Genomic DNA, 22,685 nt, shown 5'->3' with positions numbered 1-22,685 from the left:
GCCGAGTTGGCGGTGAATCGCGCGCTGGATCACCTCGATGCACCGCAGTAACAAGCAACACCGTGCGGCTCTTGTGGCGAGGGGGCTTGTCTGCGCACAACACAAAACCCGTCACCTTTTCACGAGGTTGGCGGGTTTTTGATGGTTCCCACGAGTGAGAACACTGTGAGGGCTTCGTAGTGGGCTACGCCCGGCTACGCAACCACTGCAAGAAGCCCTTCTTCTCCACGACCTTCGGCACTTCCTGAGTCAGGGTTTGCGCCGTGTGCAAGCGGTAATCCAGCAAAGCCTGCATCGCTTCGTTGATGTCGTGGCGGGCGTCGAGACAGGGTTTGAGGTATTCCTTTTCGATCCGGTACAGGGTGCAGAAGGTCTTGGCCGAAAAGTCTGCCGGCACCGATTTATCCGAGAGAATCCCGGCCTCGCCGATCACCTCGCCCGGTCCCATGCGTCCGGCTTCGAACTTGTTGCCGCCACGGCTCAAGGCTACTGAAACCACCCCGGACTCAATGATGAACAGGTGATCGCTGACCTCGCCGGCCGGCAGGATCATTTCCCCGGCACGGAAGGTGATGAGCGTCATGTTCTGGCTGAAGGTGTCTTTCTCTTCCGAACGCAAGGTCGAGAAAATACTCGAGCTTTCGAGCAGCGCCCGTGGCCGCGAAAAGCCTGGTGGTGTTGCAGTTTCTGCAGTCGACAACAGGCTCACGCCCGATGCCCGCAAATGCCGGAAGGCCAGATCGAACAGCAGATTGCGCACTTCGCGCTTTTGCCCCATGGACGATACAAATCCGATGATCTCGTACTCCACGCCGCTGGCGCTGGAGCTTTTCAAGGAAACGCTCGGTGCCGGTTTGCTGAGCAGCGGCCGGCAACCCTGCATCGCCCGCTCCAGCGCTTCGATCACCGTGTGCGGGCGTGCATGGGGGCTCAGTTGCAGGCTGATGGTAATGCCGAAGATGTCGCTGGGCCGGCTGAAGTTGATGATCTTGGCCTTGGCCGCCAGCGAGTTGGGAATCACCGCCATGCTGCCCTGTGAGGTTTGCAGCCGCGTGGCCCGCCAGTCGACGTCGGTGACCCGGCCTTCGGTGCCGTCGATGGAGATCCAGTCATCCAGTTGATAGGGTTTGGTGGTGTTGAGCACGATGCCGGAAAACACGTCGCTGAGGGTGCTCTGCAATGCCAGGCCGACGATGATCGCCAGGGCACCGGAAGTCGCGAGCACGCCTTTGACCGGCAAATCGAGCACATACGCCAGGGCGGCAATGATCGCGATCAGGAAAATCACCGCACCGAGCAAATCCTGCAACAGCCGGCCGGTATGCCCGACCCGTTGCATCATCACCGTGCCGAGCAATACCGTCAGGGTCCGCGCGCCAAACAGCCACCAACCAATCTGCAATCCAGTCGCGGCCAGGTGCAACGGCACGTTCTCCGGCCAGGGCGCCACGTCCATCGGGTTCATGCCTTCGTTGAACAGCACGGCGCTGAACAACGCAAAAATCACCACCCGCACGACCAACTGCCAGTGACTGGCACTGACCAAACGCCACAGCAGGATGTCGAGCAGAATCAGCGCCAGGGCGCAGAACATTGGGTGATCGGTGAGAAGTGACAACATCAAGCAACTCCAGCAAAGCCAATGGCGTGAAGATCGCACAGATTGGGCACAGTGTAGGAGTGTTTGGTTGCGAGATGAACGCACCCCGCACAAAACCACAAAACCAATGTGGGAGCGAGCCTGCTCGCGATGACGGTGGAACAGACACCTATGCAGTGACTGTCAGACCGCTATCGCGAGCAGGCTCGCTCCCACAGTTGGTTAGTGGCGTATACAGAAGCTGTGTACGCCACCAAACCAGTGTTACTTGCTGTTGGTCAGCGTGTTGTAGCTGGTCATCAGGTTGCGGTAATCCGGAATGTGGTTGGAGAACAAGGTCGCCAACCCTTCCACGTCGTTGCGCCAGTCACGGTGAAACTCGCACGCCAGGCCGAAGGCATTCAGCCACAGCGACATCGCTTGAGCACACGCCACTCTGGATTCGTGACTTTCAGTAAAAGGTGCTTTGCCGATACAGCGGTTTTTCTCAAGGATGCAGATCGGGATACTCGCCGCCATTCCCGTCACAACCCTTGGAGTCACACATGTCTGTTCCAGCCTTCGGCCTTGGTACGTTTCGCTTGCAAGGCCAGGTGGTCATCGATTCGGTGAGCACTGGCCTTGAACTCGGTTACCGGGTGATCGATACCGCGCAGATCTACGACAACGAAACCGATGTCGGCCAGGCTATCGCCGCCAGCGGCATTGCCCGCGAAGAGCTGTTCATCACCAGCAAGATCTGGATCGCCAATTTCGCTAAGGACCAACTGATCGCCAGCTTGAAAGAAAGCCTGCACAAACTGCAAACCGATTACCTGGACCTGACGCTGATTCACTGGCCGTCCCCGGAAAACCAGGTGCCGGTGCACGAATTCATGGGTGCCCTGCTGGAAGCCAAAGCGCTGGGCCTGACCCGGCAGATCGGTGTGTCGAACTTCACCGTCGACCTGATGCAGCAAGCTATCGATGCGGTTGGTGCAGACAACATCGCGACCAATCAGATTGAGCTGCACCCTTACCTGCAAAACCGCACAGTGGTCGAATTCGCCCAGAGCCAGGGTATTCAAATCACCTCCTACATGACCCTGGCCTACGGCGAAGTCCTGAAGGACCCGGTCATCCAACAGATCGCCGAGCGGCATCAGGCAACCCCGGCGCAAGTCACGCTGGCCTGGGCCATGCAGCAGGGTTACGCGGTGATCCCGTCTTCGACCCAACGGGTCAACCTCGACAGCAACCTGGCGGCCCGCGACCTGACGCTTAGCGAAGCAGATATGACGCTGATCGCAGGACTTGAACGCGGCCAACGCCTGACCAGCCCCAAAGGTATCGCCCCCGATTGGGATTGAGCAGAACCGCTCAGTGCTGCTCCAGGTGCATAGCCAAACGCTCCATGGCGTCTTGCAAGGCCTGCACCGCCTGGTTCAACAATGTCTGATCGCGATTATCGCAGGCGACTTCCAGCTGTTCGCAACATCGGACCAGGCGCCGCGCCTTGACCATTTGCGCACCCCCCTTGATCCGGTGGGCCAGGTCCCGCAAGCCCATGTGATTACCTTGGCGGTAAAAATCCTGTAACCGCATCAGGTCCTCGGCATTACTGGCGGCCAGCTCAGCCAGCAATTTATTGATCTGACTGCGGTCAGGTCCGGCCAGTTGTTCCAGGCTGCTGAGGTCGATCTCGACCGCGCTGGCCAGCAGCGTTTCGAGCGGTTGTAGCGTGCTCGTGTCCGGTGTTACGCCGGCCAGGCGAGCACTCAGGTCCTTCAGGCCGATGGGCTTGAACAGGCAATCGTCCATCCCGGCTTCCATGCAGCGGATTTTTTCTTCGGGCTGGGCGTTGGCAGTGAAACCGAGAATCAGGCAAGGCGTGTGCCCACCGGCCCGCTCCTCGTCACGAATCGCCGTGGCCAACTCGTAACCGCTGAGATTCGGCATGTTGCAATCGGTGATCACCACGTCGAACGTATGTTCACGCCAGCATTCGAGCCCCTGCTCACCGTCTTTGGCATCACACACACGGTGCCCAAGGCGGCTCAGTTGTTGTAACAGCAACAGGCGATTGGCCGGGTAGTCGTCAACCACCAGAATGTTCAACGAGTGCCCTCGCTCCGGTGGCGCAGTCTCGACCGTCGGCGGTGCGGCCAGCGGCTGCAATGCCAGTACATCGAGGCTGACGTCGATTCGAGTGCCTGTGCCCAGCTTGCTGCTCAACTGCAATTGGCCACCCATCATCTCGCACAGCGAACGGCTAATGAGCAAACCCAGCCCGGAGCCACTGCGGCCATCCTGCGGGCTATTGCCGGCCTGCACAAACGGACTGAACAATCGCTGCTGGTCGAGCTCGCTGATGCCAATCCCGCTGTCCTCGATACGCAGGCTGATCGCCAGGTACCCATGAACGGCAGCGGGCTCTATTCGTAGCGTCAGACTGATCTGTCCGGTGCGGGTGAATTTGATCGCGTTACTCAGCAGGTTGGAGACGATTTGCTTGAAACGCATCGGATCGATCAACATATCGCGGTCACTGCGGGCGTCCAGTTCGACCTGCCAAAGCAGGTTCTTTTGCCGCGCCAGACCTTCGAACACTTTGCTCACCGAACCGACCAGCACCATCAGATTTGCACGCTCCGGGGTCAGGGACAAATGCCCCGACTCGATCCGCGCGATGTCCAGAATGTCGCCTATCAGCTCCAGCAGCTGCTGCGCTGCATTCCACGCCACCTCAATCGCAAAGCGGTCCGAAACGCCTTCTTCAGCACGCAGCATCGCCAGTTCAAGCATGCCAATCACAGCATTCATTGGCGTGCGAATCTCATGACTCAGGGTGGCCAGGAAGGTGGTTTTGGCACGGTTGGCATCGTCTGCCGCGTCCCTGGCTTGCTGCACCTGTTGCAACAATTGCTGGCGCTTGCGGATCAGGTTGCGCTGGTAAGCAATCCAGCACAGTGCCAACAGCAACAACAGCCCGGCGGCCAAAAACCCCTGAAGAATGGAAGTGCGGTGACGCGACCAGTAGCTGTCATCCATCGGCAGTTCATTGCGCCAACGATTGGCCAACTCATCCATTTCTTCCGGAGGAATGCTTAGCAGGGCTTTATTCAGGATCGAATAGAGCTCGAGGGCTCCACGCTGGGTAGCGAAGCTGACATGCGCCGGTTGATTGCCAACGGTGCTGCTCACCTCAAGCGTGTTGCGGTAGTGCCGGGCAATCATGTATCGCGCACTGATCAGCGAATTCAACGCAGCATCGGCCGCCCCGCTGGCCACCATTGCCATCGCCTGGGCGGGGCCTTCTACCTCGACGAAGCGTACACCCGGTGCATTGGTCTGAATGAATTCGTGCAGAGCGTTACCGCGGACAATTGCCAGACGTTTACCCGGCAAATCGTCCAATGTTTTGGGGGCTCCGGCGCCCACGGCACTGACAAGCACAAAGGGGCTGATCCGATACGGTCTAGTAAAACGCAGCTCTGTCTGGCGTTCGATGCTGGGTGTCATCACCGCCAACATATCGACTTTGGCCTTATTGAGCTGATCGAGTTGCTCATTCAACGATTCGCTACGCAGCGGTTCGAATTTCAACCCGGTGAGCAGGCTGACTCTGTCCAGGACCTCGGCGCTGAGGCCACTGAACCGGCCTTCCTTGTCATAAAACGAAAGTGGCTCAAAGTGGCCGATGACGCCGACCCTGACACGCGGGTTCTGGTCCAGCCAACGTTGTTCGCTGGCGCTCAACTGCACGCGTTGCGGATTGCTGAAACTGCTGCCGGAGTTCCAGCGACGCAGGATGGTCATGCGCTCCTGCTCTGGAATCACCGCCAGAGCGGCATTGATGATGCGTTGCAATCGGGTGTTCTCGGCGCTCATGGAGAACCCGAATGTATTGACTTCCATTCTGGAAAATTGCGCCGACTGCACATTATTCAGGTAATTATTGCTGATCAGGTAGCGCGCACTGATGGAGTCGCCGAGGTAGACATCCGCGCGCCCAAAGGCCACGGCGCCAATGGCGCTCAATGTCGAGGGATAGAGTGTTAACCGGGCTTCGGGGTAAACCGCCTCGACAGCTTCAGGCCGCAGGTAGTGATCGAGCATTGCCACCCGCAACCCTGAAAGGTCTGCTGTCAGCCTGGCGTTGTCGCCAACCTTGGCGACCAGAACCGGAGTATCTTCTGCATAGGCACGCGACATCAGCAGCTGCGGATCAGCCGCTTCAAAGTCGTTGGCGGTCCCCAGCAAATCAATCTTTCCCTGCTTCAACGCGTTAATCACAGCCTCGCGAGAATCGTAACGCGTCACCTCTACCTTGATACGCAGCAACTGGGCGAGCAGGTCCGCAAAATCAGCAGTGATGCCTTCAAAATCGTAGTCGTTGATCGTGCTCTCGAACGGTGGGTAATCCGGTGCCGAAGCGCCCAGCCGCAAGCGGCCCGTCTCCCGTAACCAGCGCCAGTCGGCCGGTGCCAGTGCGACGCGGTAACCCTCAACGGTCGAGCGGCCCAGTAGATGCAGGGACTCGGACTCTTGAGCAAAGGTGTCCGCCGTGTACCACGGACTGAGCAACATCGACACTACCAACCAGGCATGCAGACGCATGTGCATGCGCATTCAGATCAACTGATTGCGCTTGGCGAAACCCACCAGATGAACCAGAGACCTCACATTGAGCTTTTCGATCAGACGGGTTTTGTAGGTACTGATAGTCTTGTGACTGAGGTTCATGACTTGGGCGATCTCCTGGTTGCGAAAGCCAAGCGCCAGATATCGAAAGATGGTCAACTCGCGGTCGGAGAGATTCGCGATCATCTGCCGTTCATTGAGTTGCAGGGAGTCCAGATGCACTGAACTGGTGCCCAGTCGAGGGAAACAGGTGTAACCGGACTTCACCGCCTGAACGGCTTTACGCAGCTCTTGCAGGTCATTGGTTTTCGAGACGAAACCCAAGGCCCCGACTCTTATGCAACGGTCGACATAAAACAGCGGCTCATGGGAAGTAAAGACCACAACCTGGGCAGGTGACTGTTCGCGCTGTAGACGTTTGAGTAATTCCAACCCGCTAAGCCCGGGAATATTCAGATCCAGCACCACCAGATCAGGTGCCTGGGCAAGAATCAATTGCAGGGCCTCAATACCATTGGATGATTCCTGAATGGTCGGGAACATCGTTTTGTCTTTGGAGTCCTTGATCGTCCCAAGTACCATTTTGACGGCGGCACGAATTATCGGATGATCATCCACGATCAGCGCTGACGGCATGGCAACTCCTATAGAAATGCCCAAAACCCCGGCGTGCCGCCCATGGCGTTTACCAAGGCTGACACAATGGCTGCGCAACGACTGTTGCACGAGAAACCGAGCGAAACTACCTGTCAGAGTTGACAGTTCAGACGAACGGTCGAGTGGCTCAGGCGCGTAAACCACCCTGCTGCCGGGCGTGTCCACGCTGGGAACCATGAGCCGGCATATCGACGCGACTCATCAGCCCTTCGAGGGTTTCCTGGTCCGGTATACGAGCCTGGCTGATCCGGACGTTGTGCTGCTGGGCAGCGAACAATGCGGGCAGTCCGGCTTTCTGGGCATCGTAGATCAATGCATGACAGATCTGCTGGTTGTCCTGGCAGAACGCCACCAGGTCCAGGCCGGTCCCGGTACACAAGGTTGCATTGATGATCACCAGATCAAACGGCTCGCAGCCGTATTCGACAACGCTGAGCAGCTCTACAAGGGAATGCACGGGGGCAATTCGGTAGTAACCGAGCTGATTCAGCTTGCGCTCGATTTTCATGTGATGAAAATGCTGCTCATCGGCGATCAGGATACGTAACGCTTTATTCGGCATGTTTGATTGACCCTACAATGACGGTGCGGCTGTTTACGCCCACCCTTATCAAGAGCGCCTCAGACTAAGGGCAATGCCGCGGGGTTTCTGTAGGACCTTTCTGAAAGAAACAGTTCCATCTAAGTTCAATTTTTTTGTTGTGATGCCGATGACACTGGCGCCCTTTCGTAGGAGCAAGGCTTGCCCGCGATGAACGATGACGCGGTCTACACGTAAGACCGCAGCGTCCTTATCGCGGGCAAGCCTCGCTCCTACACCGGCAGCATTACTGCCAGCCAAACCGGCGAATGTAGAAGCCTTTCACTGCCTGGGTCAGTGCCATGTACGCCAGCAGGATCACCGGCAGGAACACAAAGTACAGCGACGGCAACGCCTGCAGTTTGAAGTAATGCGCCAGTGGCCCCATCGGCAGGAAGATCCCCACCGTCATGATGATCCCGGTCATCACCAGCAGCGGCGTGGCTGCACGGCTTTGCAGGAACGGAATCTTCGGCGTGCGGATCATGTGCACGATCAGCGTCTGGGTCAGCAATCCGACCACGAACCAGCCCGACTGGAACAGGGTTTGATGGTCCGGGGTGTTGGCATCGAACACGTACCACATCAAGGCGAACGTCAACAGATCGAACACCGAACTGATCGGGCCGAAGAAGATCATGAAGCGCCCGACATCCGCTGGCTGCCAGCGTTGTGGTTTTCTCAGCATCTCGTCATCGACGTTATCGAACGGAATGGCGATCTGCGAAATGTCATACAGCAGGTTCTGCACCAGCAGGTGCATCGGCAGCATCGGCAGGAACGGGATAAACGCACTGGCCACCAACACCGAGAACACGTTGCCGAAGTTCGAGCTGGCGGTCATTTTGATGTACTTGAGCATGTTGGCGAAGGTCCGACGGCCTTCCAGCACGCCCTCCTCCAGCACCATCAGGCTCTTTTCCAACAGGATGATGTCGGCCGCTTCCTTGGCGATGTCCACCGCACTGTCCACCGAAATGCCGATGTCGGCGGTACGCAGCGCCGGTGCGTCGTTGATGCCGTCGCCCATGAATCCAACCACATGCCCGTTGGCCTTGAGCAGGCGAACGATGCGCTCCTTGTGCGTCGGCGTCAGTTTGGCGAAGACATTGGTGGTCTCTACCGCCAGCGCCAGTTCGGCGTCGCTCATGCGCTCGATATCGTTGCCCATCAACAGGCCTTGTTGCTCCAGACCCACTTCGCGGCAGATTTTTGCGGTCACCAGTTCGTTGTCACCGGTCAGCACTTTGACCGCCACACCGTGGGCAGCCAGGGCTTTGAGCGCAGGCGCGGTGCTTTCTTTCGGCGGATCGAGGAACGCCACGTAACCGATCAGCGTCAGTTCCTGCTCATCGCCCAGGCTGTAAGTGTCGCGACCGGCCGGCATTGACCGCGCGGCCACCGCGACGACGCGCAAGCCTTCTTCGTTGAGTTCGGCCGTGACCTGACGAATCCGCGCCAGCAGCTCATCGGTCAGCGCTTCCTCGGCCTCGCCGTGACGCACACGCTTGCACACCGCCAACACTTCTTCCACCGCGCCTTTGCAGATCAGCAGATGGGGCTGGTGCTGCTCGGCCACCACCACCGACATGCGTCGGCGATTGAAGTCGAACGGGATTTCATCGACTTTGCGAAAGGCGCTGCCGACGTTCAGTTCACGCTGTATTTCAACGTGTTCGAGCACCGCCACGTCCAGCAGGTTTTTCAGCCCGGTCTGGTAGTAGCTGTTCAGGTAGGCCATTTCCAGCACGTCTTCGGACTCTTCGCCCCAGACATCGACATGCCGCGCCAGGAAGATTTTGTCCTGGGTCAGGGTGCCGGTCTTGTCGGTGCACAGCACGTCCATCGCGCCGAAGTTCTGGATTGCGTCGAGGCGTTTGACGATGACTTTTTTGCGCGACAGAAACACCGCACCCTTGGCCAGGGTCGAGGTGACAATCATCGGCAGCATTTCCGGGGTCAGGCCCACGGCGATGGACAGCGCGAACAGCAGCGCCTGCATCCAGTCACCCTTGGTGAAGCCGTTGATGAACAGCACCAGCGGCGCCATCACGAACATGAAACGGATCAGCAGCCAGCTGACTTTGTTCACCCCGGTCTGGAATGAGGTCGGCACGCGATCCGTGGCGCCGACACGTTGGGCCAGCGCACCAAAATAGGTGTTGTTGCCGGTGGTCAGAATCACCGCCGTGGCGGCGCCCGACACCACGTTGGTGCCCATGAACAGAATGTTGTCCAGATCCAGCGGGTTGCTGGTGTCGTTGTCCTGCTGGCGCGCAAACTTTTCCACCGGCATCGATTCACCGGTCATCGCCGCCTGGCTGACGAACAGGTCCTTGGCGCTGAGCACCCGGCAATCGGCAGGAATCATGTCGCCGGCCGAGAGCACGATCAGATCGCCCGGCACCAGTTGCCTGATCGGCAGTTCAATGCGCTGCGCACCTTTGACCCGGGCCGCCGCGCCATAGAGCTTGCCAAATACGGTCGCCGGTTCAGCGCTGAAGTCACGGCGCATCACGGTCGCGGTGTTACTCACCATCGCCTTGAGCGCATCGGCGGCCTTGTTCGACTTGGCCTCCTGCCAGAAGCGCAACAGGGTCGAGAGCACCACCATCGAGAAAATCACCGTGGCGGCCTTCAGGTCATCGGTCAGCCACGAGATCACCGCCAGCAAGGTCAACAGCAGGTTGAACGGGTTTTTGTAGCAGTGCCACAGGTGCGTCCACCACGGCAATGGCTGCTCGTGCTCGACTTCGTTGAGGCCGAACTGCTCACGCAGCGCCTCGGCCTCGCTGTCGCTCAGGCCGTCGCTGTGGCTGCCGAGTTTTTCCAGCAGACTGCCAGCGTCGCTATTGGCGGCAGCCACCAGGGTTTGCGCCAGAGTGGGCGGCACTTCACGGTCGACCGGCGTGTCGGTGAAGCTTTCCAGCAGCGCCAATCGGCGGAAGTGCCGGGCGAAGTGTCGGGTCCGCAGAAAGCCTGCGAAGAACTCTTTCAACAGAGTGAGTTTCATGGCGGTTCCCCCAAGGATCAGCCGGGAAACCCACGAGCAGGTACGGCCGACCTCACGCCCTGCCCTAAAACAGGCAAAACGGGTCCGGCCCGCCCGTCAATAAGACAGGCGCGTCGATAGGCTGCAATGGCGACGCAAAGGTCGGCATCACACACTGTTCAGTGTCGTTGAGAGGACGTCGGGACTCGGGCCAGGACTGGCCACGATCGGGATGCCGCTGCTCGCTTTGCGGCGAGACAACAGCACAGGAAACTGCGCGTTATCTTGCCGAGAATATGCCGGTTACCGTAACCGGCCGACTACTGTCACTCGAACAAGTACCCACGTGGGTCTCCGCTATTGATGAAAACGCGCGCAGCTTACGCCGCACTTTTATGAGAGTAAACCTTGAAACAATTTCCACAGGATGAAATCGGCAGTTCTTCAGGAAGGGTTCAGGTTGAGTGTTTTCAGGGCATGAAATAACAAAACGCCGGCTGCGATCTTTTATAAAGAAGCAACGATTTCAGCAGGCACACCGCGGGTAGCGGATCTGCGACTGCTTCGCAGCCGAACGGGGCGGTGCGGCGTTCCGATAAGCCCCCTCACCACAGTTCATCGCCACATCGTGCCGCTCACCTGAGTCGGCGATAACTCTGGATGGCCGAACCCAGCACCACCGCTCCCGCCGCAATCGACAGCCAGAACCCGCTACGCGCGCCGAAGGCATCCACCAGCCAGCCGGAACCGGCTGCGCCGATCGCCACGCCGATGCTCAGACCGGTGATCAGCCAGGTCAGGCCTTCCGTGAGTTTGGCCGGCGGCACGATGCGCTCCACCAAACCCATGGCAACAATCAGTGTCGGTGCAAAAAACAGCCCCGCCACAAACACCGCCAGCGACAACCCGAGAATGTTCCCCGCCAGCAGCAACGGCAACGTGGTCAGCGCCGTCGCCACTCCGCCGTACAGAAACAAACGCGGCAATGGTGCATTGGGTTTCAACGCGCCGAACGCCAACCCGGCCAGGCACGAACCGATGGCATACACCGACAGCACGATACTCGCCGCTGCCGGCTGGCCCTGCTGCTGGGCGAACGCCACGCTGACCACATCCACCACCCCGACGATGATGCCCATGGCGCCCATCAACAACATCAACAGACGTATATCCCCTGAAGCAACCACCGATCCCGGTTGATCGGCATCATGCGGATGCACCGGCGGCTCGGTGCTGCGCTGCAACACAAACGCAGTCACCCCGACCGCCAACATCAGCAACGCCGCCAACGGCCCGGCCTCGGGAAACACCACCACGCACAGCCCCACCGACAGCGGTGGCCCGACGATAAAACACACCTCATCCAGCACCGACTCCAGCGCATAGGCGGTTTGCAACTGCGGCTGACCGCGATACAGCTCGGTCCAGCGGGCCCGGACCATCGCCGACATGCTCGGCATGCAACCGGCCAGCGCGGCGAACACAAACAGCGTCCAGTTCGGCGTTTGCAATCGTGTACAGAGCAACAGCAGCAACAACGCGCCACCGCCGACCAATGCAGAGATCGGCAGCACCCGGCGCTGACCAAAACGGTCGACCATGCGCGACACCTGCGGCGCGCAAAATGCCGTGGCCAAGGCAAAGGTCGCCGCCACTGACCCGGCCAACCCGTAACCGCCCTGTAACTGCGAGAGCATGGTGATCAGGCCGATGCCGGTCATCGAGATCGGCATGCGCGCGACCATCCCCGCCAGCACGAAGGCGCGGCTGCCGGGGGCGTTAAATAACGCTTGATAGGGGTTTGCCATCGGGTTCCCTCCTCTGCTGGGGTATGCAACGTGCCACACTTTACCGTTGCAGAAAAATTGCGTACCGAGAGGATGATGACAACGTCAGGAACAGCTCCGGGTTCTGATTGTTCCTGTGGCGAAAAAACTCCCTCGCCACAGGTTGCCTTCTACGCGTCCGAGTCGTAAGGATCGAAATTATCCAGTGCCCGGTTCACCAGCAACTCGCCCAGCACCACCATCTGCTGAATCGCCAACGCCACATGACGTCGTGAACCTTCCAGTTCGAAGGCCAGATCGCTGGCCAGCACATTCACCGACGCCAGGGTTTCGCTGGCGTGGGCCAGCAGGGTTTCGTTATCCACATCGGGAATGACCACAAACATTTTACCCGGCCGGGTATCGAGTTTCGGTGGCGGGGTGAACGGCGGTAAGTGGAAATCCAGCGCCCGCTCGGCGGCTTCATGCAGCTTGCTGGAATCGAGGGGATCGTACGGGGAAACGCTGGGGTTTTCGGGGGGATTGGGGGTGATCTTGACCATGGTTGAAACTCCATTCAGAAATTGGAGTTCGCCATTTCTGCGACCAAGCAGAAGGGTGGCGAACTGTACGCAGGTTGGTCGACCAGGGAATGGAAACCCGGCAGGGCCTAAGCCCTCCCACGCACAGCTTGCCAATAAGCAAAAAAACCGCTCACGCGGTTCTGTGCGCCATTCTAAACCCGGGCGACCAAACCCGGTCACTGATTTTGCAGCGACCCGCAAACACTAGTCCCGCGCCCTTCCTAACCACAACCTGAAAACCTCGTCGGAGAATTCCCCGGCCAACGCTGCTTCTGTAGGAGCAAGGCTTGCCCGCGATGAACGAAGACGCGGTCCACCTGACGAAACGCGTTTAATAAAGACAGCCCCAAAAGATCGCCCCCCCCTCAACGGGTACAGCGGAGCTGTTCAATAAAAACCCGCATTCAAGGAACCCGAATGACCCATCGCATTCACTGCAGCATCCAAGCATCTCCCCGCTCGGGCCTGACCCGGGATCAACTCTGGGAAGCCGAAGACAAAGGCCTGATCAAGTGCTGGGAAATCGGCCGCGAACGTGCCGCTAAAACTTCAACCAGCCGTCGGAAATGGAAGCCCAGGAGCTAGGGATCGGCTGATTCAACCCTCCTCAACAACGCTCTCGCGCGAAAACCGTTCGCGATACGCCTGCGGAGTTACGGCCATGGCCCGCAGGAAACTGCGGCGCAGGGTTTCTTCGCTGCCGAACCCGCATTGCACGGCGATTCGTTTGATCGGCACTCCAGTGTCACTCAGTAGCCGTCGCGCAGTTTCGACGCGGATCAGTTCGATGGCCCGCGCCGGGGTCTGGCCAGTGTCGGCGCGATAATGCCGGATGAAGCTGCGTTCGCTCATGCCCGCTTGCAAGGCCAGCGCCGGAATGCCGAGGTCCAGGCTGAGGTTTTCGGCGATCCAGGCGTGCAGCTCATCAAAGCGGTTGCCGTGCTGTTGCAGGTCCAGCGTCACGCTGAACTGCGACTGGCCACCTGGGCGCTTGAGGAACACCACCAGATGCCGGGCGACTTCCAGGGCGATCCCGCGACCGAGATCTGCTTCCACCAGCGCCAACGCCAGGTCGATACCGGCCGTAACCCCGGCCGAGGTCCAGACCGGGCCGTCGTTGATAAAGATCGGGTTGGGTTCGACCCGCAGTTGCGGGTGCTTTTGCGCCAGCTGATCGCAGCGGGTCCAGTGGGTGACCACGCGACGACCGTCGAGCCAGCCGCTGGCGGCCAGCAAAAATGCGCCCGTGCACACCGACGCCACGCGCCGCGAAACCGCAGCCTGCTGACGTACCCAGCCTACCAGCACAGCATCTTCTGCCGCTGCGTAAACGCCCCAGCCTCCCGCGATGATCAGCGTGTCGGAAGGCTCGCTCGGCAACGGTTCGGCCAACAGCGCCAAGCCGGCCGAGGACATCACCGCCCCGCCGCCATCGGCGATCACCATCGGCGCATATGGTGGCGACAGCCCTCGCTGCGCCGCAATGTCATTGGCCGAGGCAAACACCTGCAACGGCCCGGTGACATCCAGCAGTTGCACCTTGGCGAAGGCCAGCACATGAATGGTTTTCGGTGAGTTCGGCATGATTGGCGTAATTCGAGGGCTGATTGGCGTATGCGCCAAATCCTACGAGCCTACAGTCAAACCGTCCACCCAAAACGGGTGCGAACACGCAGACCAAGGAGATAGCGTCATGACGTTGCAGATCGGTTTTCTGTTGTTTCCACAGGTGCAGCAACTGGACCTGACCGGACCTTACGATGTGTTGGCCTCGTTGCCGGACGTAAAGGTGCATTTGATCTGGAAGGACCTGATCCCCGTGACGGCAAGCACCGGTCTGGTCCTGAAACCGACCACCACATTCGATGACTGCCCCGACCTGGATGTGATTTGCATCCCCGGAGGCAGCGGTGTCGGGCCGTTGATGGAAGATCCACAGACCCTGGCGTTCATTCGCAAACACGCCGCCCAGGCACGCTACGTGACCTCGGTATGCACCGGCGCATTGGTGCTCGGCGCGGCGGGATTGCTCAAGGGAAAACGTGCGACGACCCATTGGGCCTATCATGAATTGCTGAGTCTATTGGGCGCCATTCCGGTTCGGGACCGGGTGGTACGCGACGGCAATCTGCTGACCGGTGGCGGAATTACGGCGGGGATCGATTTTGCCCTGACCCTGGCCGCTGAGTTGTTCGACGCAGACACTGCTCAACTGGTGCAGTTGCAACTCGAATACGCGCCCGCACCACCATTCAATTCCGGCGACCCGCAAACCGCGCCGAAAGCCGTGCTGGAGCAAGCCCATCAGCGTGCAGCCGCCTCGCTCAATCAGCGCACGCTGATCACCGAGCGCGTAGCCGCACGGCTCGACAAAGCATTCAACCAGGCCTGAAACAGACTTTTACAGCGCGCATAAAAAAACCCGCCGAAGCGGGTTTTCAAGACCATGACGACATCCTGTCGTTGCGATCCTTGCAAATGGTCGATCATCCATGACCCTGAGCGCGTCCTGCGCTTCAGTTGATGGGTGCAGATTACGCTTCGGATCCAATCTTAAACAGGAGACATAGCTACTACTTCGCGTAAGACATTCGCCATTGCAGCACTTCCGAAAACCCTTAGACACCTCAGGTCTCAAGCATCCGAGCGGCGAGTAGTGCGTCGGATACGGCTCAAACGGGATGGGGCAATTCATTGTTCGACAAAGGATTTCAGATTCACCAACGCGTGGTCCCATTGCTGGCTGATCACTTCCAGCGAGCGGCGGGCCTCGTCCAGTTGCGTCGGCTCAAAGACCCATCGGCGTTCACGCCCCCGCTTGGTGTCACGCACCAGACCCGCATCAGCCAGCACCCGCAGGTGTTTGGTCACGGCCTGACGGCTTATGTCAGTGCCGACAGTCAGTTGTGCGATCGACATCGCCCCGCCGCCGCACAACACATCGATCAGCCGCAGCCGGGTTTCGTCGCCGAGTGCGGCGAAGGTCAGCGCCGAGCGGCCCAGCGCAGTGGCGGTCGACGGTGTATCCAGCGTTAAGGCGTCAGGGGGTGGCAAGGTACGTCTCGATGTTGGTCATTTGATCATCCCAGCCGCGACTGTTCATGCGGAAAGCTTTCAGACGGCGTTCTGCCGGAATGTTATCGAAACCGGACTCGACAACCTTCAGCAACGTGCCGCCCTCCATGTCCTCGAGCTCGAACAGCACCAGGGTGGTGGGCTCCGACGCATAGTCCACGGTCGGGTCCACCGGATACGGATGCCAACGGAACGCAAACACCCGCTCGGGCTCGACCCGCACCACCTGTACGTCCCAGACCAGATGTTCATAGCCCGGATAAGTGATTTGCCCCCGGGTTCGCTCACCGGCGACAAAACGTTTGCCCTCGAGCGCGACACCAAACCACTTGCCGAAGGACTCGGCATTGGCCAAGGCGCGCCAGACGGTGGAGCGTGGAGCCTTGAGCAGGATCTTTCTTTCGATGCGATCTGATGAGTGCATAGGTCACCTCCTTTGATGAACACTAGGCCCGGATGGCTGAACGCGCAACTTTTTGGTTGCATAAAGCATTCGGACAGGCTTTACCTTTTTGTCATGACGTCTGGAAATGCTAACGTCGCCAGTGAACTGGCCCAAAACAAGGATGCTTCATGTTGCCTACCCTTTCGGAGCGTTATTGCGGCAGCCTGCTGGGGCTGGCTTGCGGCGACGCCGTCGGTACAAGCGTAGAGTTCAAACCGCGCGGGTCGTTCCCGGCGCTCACCGATATGGTGGGTGGTGGCCCGTTCAATCTGAAACCGGGCCAGTGGACCGATGACACATCGATGGCTCTGTGCCTGGCCGAAAGCCTGCTCACAAAAAACGGTTTTGATGCCACCGACCAGATGGGGCGTTATCTCAATTGGTGGCAATGGGGTTACCTGAGTTCGACTGGAGATTGCTTTGATATCGGCATGACCGTGCGCGAAGCCCTGACTCATTATCAGGAAACCGGCAATCCATTCGCCGGATCGACTGATCCGTTCACCGCAGGTAACGGTTCGCTGATGCGATTGGCGCCAGTGGTGCTTTTCTATTTCCCTGACATCGATCAGATCAACGTGTTTTCCAGCAGTAGCTCCAGAACCACTCACGCGGCCCCAGAAGCCATCGAATGCTGTCAGTTGTTCGCCGAATTGATTTGCAGAGCATTGCAGGGCGCGTCGAAATCGGACTTGCGACACCTGGGCCACACTCACTTTTCAGAACCAAAAGTCGCCGCGATTGCCGGTGGCAACTATCTCGCCATACCAAAATCCGAGATCGTGGGTACAGGTTACTGCGTTGCCTCGTTAGAGGCGGCGCTGTGGTGCTTCCATCACACCGACAGCTTTGAAGACGCCATTCTGCAGGCAGCCAACCTGGGTGATGATGCTGACACTACCGCCGCTATTGTCGGGCAGTTGGCCGGAGCTTTTTACGGTGTTCAAGCAATCCCCAGGAACTGGCTTGCGAAGCTGCATATGTGCGATGAAATCAGGGCGATAGCTGACGCATTACTGCAAGCATCACTCACCCGACTTAATGACTGAACACACGGACACAAGGAGTACCTCATGCCCACTCTCCACGGCAGTTGCCTGTGCAAGGCCATCGCCTATGAACTCGACAGCCTCGACATGCCGATCAGCCACTGTCATTGCCACACCTGTCGCAAAGCACATGCGGCGGCGTTTGCTTCGACAGCTGGGGTCATGCGTGAGCATTTTCGCTGGATCAAAGGTTTGGACAAGTTGTCATCCTTCGAGTCCTCGCCTGGCAAGCTGCGGCACTTCTGCTCGCAGTGCGGCTCGCACCTGGTGGCCGAGCGTTTGGCTCAGCCACATGTGATTGTGCGGGTGGCGACGCTCGATAATGATCCGCAAATGACGCCGCAGGCACACATCTGGACATCTCACGATGTGCCATGGCTGGCTTATGAAGGCATTGCCGAGTCTGCCGAGTAACCACCGCTACGGGTTGCACAAGCGTGGCGACTGCACTTCAATCAGCCTATTCAACTCATCGAAGACCCACGCGAGCGTTCCATGCTTCCACGCTTTTTACTGACACTTGCGCCGCTGCTGCTGGCGCCCTTCGCCCATGCCGACGACTGCGCGAATGCCGCCGACCAACGCACGATGAACGAGTGTGCCGCCAAGGATTACAAGAAGGCCGATACCCAGCTCAACGCCCTCTACAAGCAGATCAATGAACGCTTGAGGGACAACGCCGATAGCAGAAAGCTTCTGGTCGGTGCTCAGCGCGCCTGGGTGGCGTTCCGCGATGCCGAGTGCGAGTTCTCGGCGTTCGGGGTGGCTGGCGGCAGCGCTTACCCGATGATCTACGGCAATTGCATGGCCGGGCTGACGCTAAAACGTGTCGAGGCGTTCAAGACCTACCTCGAGTGCCAGGAAGGCGACCTGAGTTGCCCGGTTCCTTGAACGAAAAAATCGCAGTCAACACCAGCCCCCGTAGGAGCTTTAGCGGACAAACACCTGCGCCGTGGTGATCGCCATGTCGCCGCCCGGCATTTTGATGCTGCCGATCTGTTTCAGGTTGTCGGCATCAAAGATCGCCACGTCGTTGAAGGTCCCGGCCAGGTAATCGATGGCCGGCATCGCGGCGTCGATTTCAGCGCGCAAACCCCGTTCGGGACTTTGCCTTCAAGGTGAAGCTTCTCCCAGGACAACCGGGCTTCATGTTGCAGTTGTGGTGTTATTGTTTTTACAAGAGTCATCAAGCGCTCCGGATCCGTCCGCCCAGTCTCTGGCCGGGTCACTTCCAGATATGCGACGAAGCACGCACGTCATGGGGAAATATCTTCCCGGTTCAGAGTGCCGTAGAGCGCCTGACTCAGTGCTCATGAGCAATAGGATTCGCGTTGCGATTCGATCAGGGTCAATGCCGCAGACCAGGCCAGTTCGATGATGTTCTCGGCATCGTCCTGCTCGAACTGTTCAGCCGTGTGGACACAGACCTCTGGCGACGGGAAGTTCAGCTCACACCCACCCGCCAACGCCTGTACCTGCGCCTGGCAGGCACGCTCCAGGAAGTAAATTTCCTGGAACGCATGGGCCACACTGGCGCCGCCCACCAACAGTCCGTGATTGCGCAGGATCATCGCCTTGTGCGGTCCCAGGTCGGCAATCAACCGCTCGCGCTCGTCCGGCGACAAAGCGATGCCTTCATAGGTGTGATAAGCCAGCTTGCCGTAGAACTTCAGCGCATGCTGAGTGATCGGTAGCAGGCCTCGCTTCTGTGCAGCCACCGCCATGCCCGCCGCCGTGTGGGTGTGGATCACACAGTTCAGATCGGGGCGTGCCATGTGGATCGCAGAATGGATCACGAAGCCCGCAGTGTTGACCCGATGATCCGCGTACACCGGATCGAAAATTCGGCCCTGTTGGTCGATGCGCACCAGATCCGAGGCGCGCATGTGATCAAAGATCACCCCGTAGCGATTGATCAGGAAGTGATGCTCCGGTCCTGGAATCCGTAATGTGATGTGGGTGTCGATCAGGTCGGTCATGCGAAAGTGCGCGACCAACCGATACAGGGCCGCCAACTCGCAGCGGGCCTGCCATTCAATGGTGTTCATGTGCTCAGGCTTATTCACCAACTCACCTCTTTTGTGTGTGATGGCGACCGGCTGCCCTTGGACGGGCAACGCGCAGACGCCGGGGATCAACAGCACGGTGTGCTTGTGGGCTTTATCGCGGCAGGGCTAGGATTAGTCAATTTTCGAATTCTTAACCTAATTATTAGTTTTGCTAATAGCAGGATTCTTTATGCCCTCACCCGCCACCCAATCCAGCCGACGCTTTCTCAATGACCGGCTCGACTGGAACCTGTTGCGCACCTATCTGGTGATCGCCCAGGAAGGCAGCATGAGCCGCGCTGCTGCGCGCCTGCACATCACGCAATCGGCGGTGAGCCAGGCGCTCAAGCGTCTGGAAGAGCAACTCGACTGCGTGCTGATTGTTCGCAGCGGCCGGCGTTTCGACCTTACCGAAACCGGCGAAGAAGTGCTGCAGATCGCGGCCGATGTCTATGGTGATATTTCGCGCCTGGGACCGGTGATCGAGACTCCTCACGATGACGTGGTGGGCAAGGTGCGGATCCTGACCATCAGCGGCATCCAGTCCCCGCACTACGATAAGTTCCTGGCGGACTTTCATGAGAGTCATCCGAATGTCGAACTGGAAGTCGAGGTGATGGGCAGTTCGAACATCATCAGTGCCCTGCTGCAAAAGACTGCGACGGTCGGCGTCGGCTTATCCCGACTGCCGCAACCGCGGCTGGAGCAACGGGTGCTGTTTCGCGAACGTTATGGGTATTTCTGCGGCCAACGCCACAGACTGTTCGGGCAGACGAATCTGAGGCTGGAACAACTTGCCACCGAGCACTTCGTCAGCTTCACCAGCGACCAGTTGGGTGGCAATCTTTCGCCGCTGACGCTGTTTCGCGACCAGCAAGGTTTTACCGGCAAGATCGTCGCATCTTCGACCAGTTTCGAAGAGATTCATCGGTTGATCTGCGCAGGGTTTGGGATCGGCTGTTTACCCGTTCATCTGGTGCGGCGAGATGTCGAGCAGGGGTTGCTGTGGCGTTTGCCGCCTGAGGAGGGTGTGGTGGATCTGGATATTCGGTTGCTCTGGAATCGTGAGCAAAAAATGACTCAGGCCGAAACAGTGTTCCTGGAAAGCTTCCAGCACCTGCTCAGCAGGCATGAGCAGGTGCTGTAGTTTTCAGCGCGTCAAACGTGAGGATCGCTGGGTGGTTTACTCGGGCTCGCGTATTGCGGCTTCAGATGGCCGTCCTTGTCCAGCAGCCACGCATCCATGATCTGTCGCACCACAGGGCCGGCAACGCGACCGCCGGCCTCGCCGTTCTCGATCATCACCGAGATCACGATCTGCGGATGTTCGGCCGGGGCGAAACCGACGAACAACGCGTTGTCGCGGTTACGCTCGCGGGTCTTCAAACGGTCGTAGCGCTCGCCCTGTTTGATTGCCACCACTTGCGCGGTGCCGCTCTTGCCTGCAATCCGGTATTGCGCCCCCACAGCCGCGGCACGGGCGATACCCCGCGGATCGTGCATAACCATCTGCATACCGTGGTTGACCTGCTCCCAGTCGTGTGGATTCTTCAGCAGGATGTTCGGCATCGGATGCTCATCCACTGGTGGCACGCCATCGATCGTCTTGGCCAGATGCGGACGGTTCCACACGCCTTTGTTGGCGATCAGTGCCGTCGCCTGAGCCAGTTGTAGCGGTGTCACTTGCATATAACCCTGGCCAATCCCCAGGATCACGGTTTCACCGGGGAACCACGGCTGACGGCGAGTAGCGCGCTTCCATGCTTGAGACGGCATCAGCCCGGGGGACTCTTCGAACATGTCCAGCGAGACTTTTTCGCCAAGGCCGAACATCGTCATGTAATCGTGCAGGCGATCAATGCCGAGTTTGTGCGCCAGGTCGTAAAAATAGGTGTCATTGGAGCGCATGATCGCTGCGTCCATGTCGACCCAACCGTCGCCGCTGTGATTCCAGTTACGGTATTTATGGTCGAAGTCCGGCAGTTGGTAGTATCCCGGATCGAAGACCCTGGTAGACGCTGTCACCACGCCGGTGTCGAGCCCGGCAATCGCCACTTCCGGCTTGATCGTCGAGCCTGGCGCATACAACCCGCGCAAGACCCGGTTGAACAGTGGGCGGTCAATGGAGTCATGCAGCGCCGCGTATTCCTTGGAGCTGATGCCGGTGACGAACAGATTCGGGTCAAAACTCGGTTTGCTGACCATTGCCAGCACTTCACCGGTTGCTGGATCGAGAGCAACCACTGAACCGCGACGGTCACCCAGTGCCTCTTCTGCCGCTTCCTGAAGCTTCACATCGAGGCTGAGCACGATGTTTTTCCCGGGAATCGGATCAGTGTGCTTGAGCACTCGCAGCACCCGGCCCTGGGCGTTGGTTTCGACCTCTTCATAGCCGACATGACCATGCAACTCGGACTCGTAGAATTTTTCGATGCCGGTCTTACCGATCGACTGGGTACCGCGGTACTCGACGGTATCCAGTGCCTTGGATTCTTTCTCGTTGATACGCCCGACATAACCGATAGAGTGGGCGAAATGCGCACCCAGCGGGTAGTTGCGCACGAACTGCGGCTCAACGTCGACTCCCGGCAGGCGGAACTCGTTCACCGCCAGTACCGCAATCTGCTCTTCGGTCAGCTCGTAAAACAAGGTGACCGGAACAAAGGGATGGCGCGCCTGCTTCATCGCCTTGTCAAACAGCGTGCGATCTTCAGCAGGCAAGTGCAACAGACTGACCACCGAGTCCAGCTCGCCTTTCACATCGGTTGCGCGTTCGCGGGTAATGATCAGGTTGTAGCTTGGCCGATTGTCGGCCAGCAGCACGCCGTTGCGGTCGTAGATCAGACCGCGAGTCGGGGTAATGGGCAGGACATGCACCCGGTTGTTTTCAGAGATCGTCGAGTGATAGTCAAACTCGACCACTTGCAGGACGTACATGCGCACAACCAGCGCGCAGGTAATTGCAACCACGAACAGCGCGCAGGCCAACAGCCGTTTGTTGACCAGGCGCGTTTCTTTTTCGTGGTCCTTGATCGGGATCGGTTCGGGCATCTCTGCAGCAACTCTTTGACCGGGTTAAACGCCATTCCCTGCGCGTGACATCAGTCCATTAAAAAACGAGCTGCACCATACCAAAAACTGCGCGGCCACTTTAGGGGTAATTTCCCAAGTGGTTGTCCTTGACGGCCAAAACGACGGTCGGACGTTAGTGCCGCCGATGAGCACTTTCTCGCAGGCAAAACAAAACCCCAACTGCTTTCGCAATT

At 58.8% G+C, this 22,685-nt stretch carries 19 protein-coding genes and 2 pseudogenes; 6 read left to right on the top strand and 15 right to left on the bottom strand.

The window, feature by feature from the left end; genetic code table 11:
- Nucleotides 1-184: 184 nt before the first annotated feature.
- Entirely contained in the window at nucleotides 185-1,621 is a 1,437-nt protein-coding gene (locus HK44_RS10275) for a mechanosensitive ion channel domain-containing protein (RefSeq protein ID WP_019692835.1), read from the bottom strand.
- A gap of 243 nt (nucleotides 1,622-1,864) precedes the next feature.
- A pseudogene (locus HK44_RS10270) lies at nucleotides 1,865-1,996 on the bottom strand (hydrolase); the annotation flags it as partial.
- A 149-nt stretch (nucleotides 1,997-2,145) separates the two neighbouring features.
- Here HK44_RS10270 and dkgB point away from each other — a divergent pair.
- Nucleotides 2,146-2,949, top strand: a complete 804-nt coding sequence (gene dkgB / locus HK44_RS10265) for a 2,5-didehydrogluconate reductase DkgB (protein WP_019692837.1) — start codon at nucleotides 2,146-2,148, stop codon at nucleotides 2,947-2,949.
- Between the two features lie 10 nt (nucleotides 2,950-2,959).
- On the opposite strand, the gene HK44_RS10260 is transcribed toward dkgB, so the two are convergent.
- The 7 genes from HK44_RS10260 to HK44_RS10230 all read right to left on the bottom strand — a co-directional run bounded on the left by HK44_RS10260 (nucleotide 2,960) and on the right by HK44_RS10230 (nucleotide 14,386).
- Complete coding sequence (locus HK44_RS10260) at nucleotides 2,960-6,205, bottom strand: transporter substrate-binding domain-containing protein (protein ID WP_024264838.1); 3,246 nt, start codon at nucleotides 6,203-6,205, stop codon at nucleotides 2,960-2,962.
- A gap of 6 nt (nucleotides 6,206-6,211) precedes the next feature.
- Nucleotides 6,212-6,859, bottom strand: a complete 648-nt coding sequence (locus HK44_RS10255) for a response regulator transcription factor (protein WP_019692839.1) — start codon at nucleotides 6,857-6,859, stop codon at nucleotides 6,212-6,214.
- A 148-nt stretch (nucleotides 6,860-7,007) separates the two neighbouring features.
- Nucleotides 7,008-7,442 carry a chemotaxis protein CheY gene (locus tag HK44_RS10250; protein ID WP_019692840.1) on the bottom strand — a complete coding sequence of 145 codons (435 nt, stop codon included), beginning with the start codon at nucleotides 7,440-7,442 and terminating at the stop codon, nucleotides 7,008-7,010.
- 265 nt (nucleotides 7,443-7,707) lie between these two features.
- Nucleotides 7,708-10,473: a magnesium-translocating P-type ATPase gene (gene mgtA / locus HK44_RS10245; RefSeq protein ID WP_019692841.1), complete on the bottom strand. Its 2,766-nt coding sequence runs from the start codon at nucleotides 10,471-10,473 to the stop codon at nucleotides 7,708-7,710.
- Between the two features lie 614 nt (nucleotides 10,474-11,087).
- Complete coding sequence (locus tag HK44_RS10240) at nucleotides 11,088-12,260, bottom strand: MFS transporter (RefSeq protein WP_019692842.1); 1,173 nt, start codon at nucleotides 12,258-12,260, stop codon at nucleotides 11,088-11,090.
- A gap of 149 nt (nucleotides 12,261-12,409) precedes the next feature.
- Nucleotides 12,410-12,781, bottom strand: coding sequence for a DUF6124 family protein (locus HK44_RS10235; protein WP_019692843.1), 372 nt, complete (start codon nucleotides 12,779-12,781; stop codon nucleotides 12,410-12,412).
- Between the two features lie 618 nt (nucleotides 12,782-13,399).
- A complete protein-coding gene (locus tag HK44_RS10230; RefSeq protein ID WP_019692845.1) occupies nucleotides 13,400-14,386 on the bottom strand; it encodes a GlxA family transcriptional regulator in 987 nt (328 codons plus the stop codon).
- A gap of 109 nt (nucleotides 14,387-14,495) precedes the next feature.
- On the opposite strand from HK44_RS10230, the gene inhA reads away from it, so the two are divergent.
- A complete protein-coding gene (gene inhA, locus HK44_RS10225) occupies nucleotides 14,496-15,194 on the top strand; it encodes an isonitrile hydratase (RefSeq protein WP_019692846.1) in 699 nt (232 codons plus the stop codon).
- Between the two features lie 299 nt (nucleotides 15,195-15,493).
- On the opposite strand, the gene HK44_RS10220 is transcribed toward inhA, so the two are convergent.
- Together HK44_RS10220 and HK44_RS10215 are read right to left on the bottom strand one after the other, a co-directional pair.
- The gene (locus HK44_RS10220; protein ID WP_019692847.1) at nucleotides 15,494-15,856 is read right to left on the bottom strand and encodes an ArsR/SmtB family transcription factor; all 363 of its coding nucleotides are present in this window, start codon (nucleotides 15,854-15,856) and stop codon (nucleotides 15,494-15,496) included.
- Nucleotides 15,843-16,301 (bottom strand): SRPBCC family protein, encoded by a 459-nt coding sequence (locus HK44_RS10215; protein WP_019692848.1) that lies wholly within the window; start codon nucleotides 16,299-16,301, stop codon nucleotides 15,843-15,845. Before HK44_RS10215 ends, HK44_RS10220 begins: the two co-directional genes overlap by 14 nt.
- Nucleotides 16,302-16,450: 149 nt before the next feature.
- Here HK44_RS10215 and HK44_RS10210 point away from each other — a divergent pair, with 149 nt between their 5' ends.
- The 3 genes from HK44_RS10210 to HK44_RS10205 all read left to right on the top strand — a co-directional run bounded on the left by HK44_RS10210 (nucleotide 16,451) and on the right by HK44_RS10205 (nucleotide 18,262).
- Nucleotides 16,451-17,371, top strand: coding sequence for an ADP-ribosylglycohydrolase family protein (locus HK44_RS10210; RefSeq protein ID WP_019692849.1), 921 nt, complete (start codon nucleotides 16,451-16,453; stop codon nucleotides 17,369-17,371).
- A 24-nt stretch (nucleotides 17,372-17,395) separates the two neighbouring features.
- Nucleotides 17,396-17,785, top strand: coding sequence for a GFA family protein (locus tag HK44_RS29680; RefSeq protein WP_019692850.1), 390 nt, complete (start codon nucleotides 17,396-17,398; stop codon nucleotides 17,783-17,785).
- Nucleotides 17,786-17,866: 81 nt separating this feature from the next.
- Nucleotides 17,867-18,262 (top strand): lysozyme inhibitor LprI family protein, encoded by a 396-nt coding sequence (locus HK44_RS10205; RefSeq protein WP_019692851.1) that lies wholly within the window; start codon nucleotides 17,867-17,869, stop codon nucleotides 18,260-18,262.
- 39 nt (nucleotides 18,263-18,301) lie between these two features.
- Here the strand turns inward: HK44_RS10205 and HK44_RS10200 are convergent.
- Both HK44_RS10200 and HK44_RS10195 read right to left on the bottom strand, forming a co-directional pair.
- Nucleotides 18,302-18,424, bottom strand: a pseudogene (locus HK44_RS10200) (quinohemoprotein amine dehydrogenase subunit beta); the annotation flags it as partial.
- Between the two features lie 257 nt (nucleotides 18,425-18,681).
- Nucleotides 18,682-19,437: a class II aldolase/adducin family protein gene (locus tag HK44_RS10195; RefSeq protein WP_024264837.1), complete on the bottom strand. Its 756-nt coding sequence runs from the start codon at nucleotides 19,435-19,437 to the stop codon at nucleotides 18,682-18,684.
- Nucleotides 19,438-19,609: 172 nt separating this feature from the next.
- On the opposite strand from HK44_RS10195, the gene HK44_RS10190 reads away from it, so the two are divergent.
- On the top strand, nucleotides 19,610-20,566 hold the full coding sequence (locus HK44_RS10190) for a LysR family transcriptional regulator (protein WP_019692854.1): 957 nt from the start codon (nucleotides 19,610-19,612) through the stop codon (nucleotides 20,564-20,566).
- 11 nt (nucleotides 20,567-20,577) lie between these two features.
- Here the strand turns inward: HK44_RS10190 and mrdA are convergent, their stop codons facing one another.
- Together mrdA and HK44_RS29465 are read right to left on the bottom strand one after the other, a co-directional pair.
- Entirely contained in the window at nucleotides 20,578-22,470 is a 1,893-nt protein-coding gene (gene mrdA, locus HK44_RS10185) for a penicillin-binding protein 2 (protein ID WP_019692855.1), read from the bottom strand.
- 24 nt (nucleotides 22,471-22,494) lie between these two features.
- Nucleotides 22,495-22,685, bottom strand: a 191-nt coding sequence (locus HK44_RS29465) for a hypothetical protein (RefSeq protein ID WP_206756134.1), incomplete at its 5' end; no start/stop codon positions are given.

This window comes from Pseudomonas fluorescens HK44 (assembly GCF_000217955.3).
Taxonomy (GTDB): domain Bacteria; phylum Pseudomonadota; class Gammaproteobacteria; order Pseudomonadales; family Pseudomonadaceae; genus Aquipseudomonas; species Aquipseudomonas fluorescens_AQ.
The sequence above is the reverse complement of the archived record's forward strand: the minus strand, read 5'-3'. Positions and strand labels throughout refer to the sequence as shown.

Bases quoted from the DNA above. Each gene is read 5' to 3' on its own strand.
- HK44_RS10255 (WP_019692839.1), bottom strand. From the start codon at position 6,859: ATGCCGTCAGCGCTGATCGTGGATGATCATCCGATAATTCGTGCCGCC.
- HK44_RS10250 (WP_019692840.1), bottom strand. From the start codon at position 7,442: ATGCCGAATAAAGCGTTACGTATCCTGATCGCCGATGAGCAGCATTTT.
- HK44_RS10240 (WP_019692842.1), bottom strand. From the start codon at position 12,260: ATGGCAAACCCCTATCAAGCGTTATTTAACGCCCCCGGCAGCCGCGCC.
- dkgB (WP_019692837.1), top strand. From the start codon at position 2,146: ATGTCTGTTCCAGCCTTCGGCCTTGGTACGTTTCGCTTGCAAGGCCAG.
- inhA (WP_019692846.1), top strand. From the start codon at position 14,496: ATGACGTTGCAGATCGGTTTTCTGTTGTTTCCACAGGTGCAGCAACTG.
- HK44_RS10235 (WP_019692843.1), bottom strand. From the start codon at position 12,781: ATGGTCAAGATCACCCCCAATCCCCCCGAAAACCCCAGCGTTTCCCCG.
- HK44_RS10215 (WP_019692848.1), bottom strand. From the start codon at position 16,301: ATGCACTCATCAGATCGCATCGAAAGAAAGATCCTGCTCAAGGCTCCA.
- HK44_RS10190 (WP_019692854.1), top strand. From the start codon at position 19,610: ATGCCCTCACCCGCCACCCAATCCAGCCGACGCTTTCTCAATGACCGG.
- mrdA (WP_019692855.1), bottom strand. From the start codon at position 22,470: ATGCCCGAACCGATCCCGATCAAGGACCACGAAAAAGAAACGCGCCTG.
- HK44_RS29680 (WP_019692850.1), top strand. From the start codon at position 17,396: ATGCCCACTCTCCACGGCAGTTGCCTGTGCAAGGCCATCGCCTATGAA.
- HK44_RS10230 (WP_019692845.1), bottom strand. From the start codon at position 14,386: ATGCCGAACTCACCGAAAACCATTCATGTGCTGGCCTTCGCCAAGGTG.
- HK44_RS10210 (WP_019692849.1), top strand. From the start codon at position 16,451: ATGTTGCCTACCCTTTCGGAGCGTTATTGCGGCAGCCTGCTGGGGCTG.
- HK44_RS10205 (WP_019692851.1), top strand. From the start codon at position 17,867: ATGCTTCCACGCTTTTTACTGACACTTGCGCCGCTGCTGCTGGCGCCC.
- mgtA (WP_019692841.1), bottom strand. From the start codon at position 10,473: ATGAAACTCACTCTGTTGAAAGAGTTCTTCGCAGGCTTTCTGCGGACC.
- HK44_RS10275 (WP_019692835.1), bottom strand. From the start codon at position 1,621: ATGTTGTCACTTCTCACCGATCACCCAATGTTCTGCGCCCTGGCGCTG.
- HK44_RS10260 (WP_024264838.1), bottom strand. From the start codon at position 6,205: ATGCACATGCGTCTGCATGCCTGGTTGGTAGTGTCGATGTTGCTCAGT.